This is a genomic window from Geobacillus sp. LEMMY01 (assembly GCF_002042905.1).
GTDB classification, from domain to species: Bacteria; Bacillota; Bacilli; order Bacillales; family Anoxybacillaceae; genus Geobacillus; species Geobacillus proteiniphilus.
Genome location: NZ_MVKA01000067.1, coordinates 1 through 3293, shown reverse-complemented (window position 1 = coordinate 3293; position 3293 = coordinate 1). Strand labels below are relative to the sequence as shown.

The 3293-nt window shown below is 38.1% G+C and carries 2 protein-coding genes and 1 pseudogene; 1 reads left to right on the top strand and 2 read right to left on the bottom strand.

Translation table 11 applies throughout. The annotated features are described in order from the left end of the window. Positions 1–185 (top strand): annotated as a pseudogene (locus B1A75_RS19025) (IS1634 family transposase); the annotation flags it as partial. Positions 186–469: 284 nt separating this feature from the next. Here the strand turns inward: B1A75_RS19025 and B1A75_RS19020 are convergent. Continuing rightward, complete coding sequence (locus B1A75_RS19020) at positions 470–2827, bottom strand: FkbM family methyltransferase (protein ID WP_079936716.1); 2358 nt, start codon at positions 2825–2827, stop codon at positions 470–472. A gap of 93 nt (positions 2828–2920) precedes the next feature. Then, a partial coding sequence (locus tag B1A75_RS19015) for a transposase (RefSeq protein WP_139761777.1) occupies positions 2921–3293 on the bottom strand: 373 nt, incomplete at its 5' end.

The following is a 3293-nucleotide window of genomic DNA, read 5'->3' as shown; positions in this document are numbered from 1 at the left end:
GTCCTGGAGGCCGCAAGCTGACCCGGCCGACGGGACAGGCGATTTTTCAGCTGTTTCAATATGTGAACGTCGTCCTGTTCAAGCTGCCGGATGGGCGCATCCAACGCTCACTGGATCGCTCCCTCACCCCTGATCAGCGAAGGATTCTGCAGGGATTGGGCATGGATGAGAGCATCTACGTGTAACGTGATACGGAACGACCAGCGATGGCAAAAAAAGGATTGCCATCGCTCGTTGTGTTGGTCGGAAAGTTATTCTAAAAAACTAAATAAAAAATTCTTTCTTTCAACCCTGTTAGGGTGCGAAATGTGAGTTTCATAAAAGAATCGCCCTTCTTTCGGTGGTAGTGGTTTCGGTGACTCTATTCTACCAGAAAAAGGGCGATTCTTCTATTTTGGTGCCAAAAAAAGCGGGGCTGATCCAAAACGCACTCGCGTTTTGGGTCAGCCCCACAGAAAAGTATCTACAATTACATTAAAAATTCCATCAAAACGAAGGGAACAAAATCATATTGAAAAATTTGTTCTAGAGGAAACTCATTTACTAGCCCTTCATTATTAATAACCCCAAATTTCACTCGATATCCTTTTTCAATTTCTTTTAACAATTTATATAATTTTTCCGAATCTTTCTTCGAGCGGAGTTTATTAATTTCAAAAATGATAGTCTTTATCCTTTTAGACTGTATGAGTCCTTGCATCCCTAGAAAACAGTGATATTCTCCACCCTCTACATCTATTTTAATAAAATTAATCATCTCGCTTTCATCAATAAATGTATGGAGAAATGTGTCGAGTGCTATTGCTTTTACCCTATTTTCTTCCATTCCTTTATCTACTAGAAAGTAGTCATAATATTTCTTATCCGGCTGATGAATAGAAGCGTTGCCAGCAAATCGTTCCGTTGTGTAAAATGGTATTTCTCCCTCTTGACTGTAAACAGCACTATTAAACAATTTCACCCTGTCAGCTAGATAATTAATTGCTACATTGTCCATTAAAAGTGAATATACACTATGATTTGGCTCAAAGGCAATAACTTTGCCACTAGCCCCAACTCTAAAACCAGCCAATATTGTATAATAACCTATATTGGCGCCGACATCTACAAACGTATCTCCGTCTTTAATATTGTTTAAGAAAAACTTTGTAAGTGGCCCTTCTATTAATCCAAAAGTAACAAGGTCTGGCATTAAGCTCATATCCTTATTCGAGGTAATTAGTTTACCCCCCCAAACTGTCTTAATTAGCATTCTGTTATCCCCAATATACACTCCATGCATATTACTACCACCTATCGCCTCTGCTATTCTTTGAGTGTTTTTAACTTTATAACCAGCAATTCCTTTATAATATTCTAATAATCGCGATATGGTATTATCCCAATTAAATTTCTTTGAAGTTGATAGCCCGTTAATAATTAGTCTATTTTTGAGTTCATTATTTTTTAATATTTCTAACACTCTTTTTGAAAGCTCACATGAATCTCCAATAGGAGCGACCAAAGCATTATAATTGTCCACTGCATATTCACGCACCCCTGCATTTTCGGTGGTCACCACAGGGCAACCACACGCCATAGCTTCTAATACTGGCAGAGAAAAAGATTCATAATGAGATGCAGAAACAAATACTTTAGCTCCTCTATATAAATCAGCAATTTTACTTTGCGGAGGATTTACAAAGTATTGGTCTACCTCTTTTTTATACTCATTTGGGGGAGCAGACGGAGTTACCCAATATAAAAGTATATCACGGAATTCCATTTTCACCTTTTTATATGCTTCTATTATCTGATCCAAGCCTTTAAATTTTATTCTGGCATCCCCCATCATTAATATATATGGGGGAAACTGATTGATTTCATTGTTTTTTGTATTAAATATCGAACTATCGATAGCGTTATGAATAACTGTTGCTTCCCTTTTATAAATTGTTTTAATAATATTAGCTGCCTGATTGGATACTGTATAAATAAATTTAGGTAGCTGATATTGTTGATATATAAAATTTTTTAAATTCTCATCCATATTTTCATAGTCAAATAAATGAAAGTCCCCTTGTTCAAAATAAACTACAGGCGCAATCTTTGTCTCTATACAAGTTTGTATATGATCCCAGTAAGTCGCCACAATCACATCACATTTTGGAATACCCTTTGAAAGTTCCATATCAAAGGGCACTTCGATATAATCTGCTTCTACTGGATACCATTTTGGCTTAGGATAATGACACACAAGAGAAACCTTTATTCCAGATTTTACAAGCCTATTGGCATGTTCGAGTATTATCTTCACCCCCCCGCATATTCCTACGTGAGTTAAAACATAAACAACGTGGAGTCTTTCACTGATTTCGCTTTTATCTTTTAATACCAGTTCTTGTTTTTGGGGAAATTTATTGCTTTCAATTTGTTTGATGAGTTCCCTCTTTCTTAATATTTGTCGTAAATTATCGATTTTATCTATAAGCTCATTGATAAGTTCTGTCTCATTTGATATATTCAATATTTTTCTATACAATCTTTCCGCAGAGCCAAGTTGACCATACTGTTCATAAATATACGCTAAGTTATAGAGGCAATCTACATGATTAGGATCAATTACTAATCCTTCTTCTAATGTTTCTTTGGCTTCTTCTATTTGTTGCAAGATAATTAAAATAACAGCCTTAATTGAATATAAATCGGCATCAGTGGGAACTATCCCCATCGACTCATTAACAACTGTTAAGGCCTCGTGATAGAAACCCTGTGACATTAAAATTTTAATTTGTTTTTTGATTTTTTCAAGCTCTCTACTTAACTCACTACTTGCCTTCTTTCCCATCAGTCAACACCTCAACAGTTCAAATTCTGTACTGTAGATGAGCATTTTTCATTACAATAATTTCCATGGTTAGAGAGACAAACAGGGAACCCCTTAGGCGACATGGAGCTGTTTTTTGATCACATCAATGGGAATCTCTTGCTTCGCGGCGTTATAAATGAACTCGACGACGCTGTGGCCTTTCCGCGATCGAAGAAGCTCCAATCCGGTGGAGAGGTCTTGCTGGGATTCCGCTATGCTGTACACGCAGGCCAAGAGCACCACCGCCCAATACCGTTTCACCGCCCGAATGTGGCGGACGCGGTATCCATCCAGCTTCAGTTGATCTTTCGCCTGTCGGAAAAAGCATTCGATTGTCCAACGCTGGGCATAGTAACGCAAGATGTCTTCATCGCCTAGCTCCCGGTCGGTGCTCAAGACGCAATGGAGATGTTCCGGTGTCATCGGCGGATCCGCCTTCCAAGCC

Excerpts from the sequence above, each read along its gene's own strand:
- B1A75_RS19020 (WP_079936716.1), bottom strand. The coding sequence starts at position 2,827 with ATGGGAAAGAAGGCAAGTAGTGAGTTAAGTAGAGAGCTTGAAAAAATC.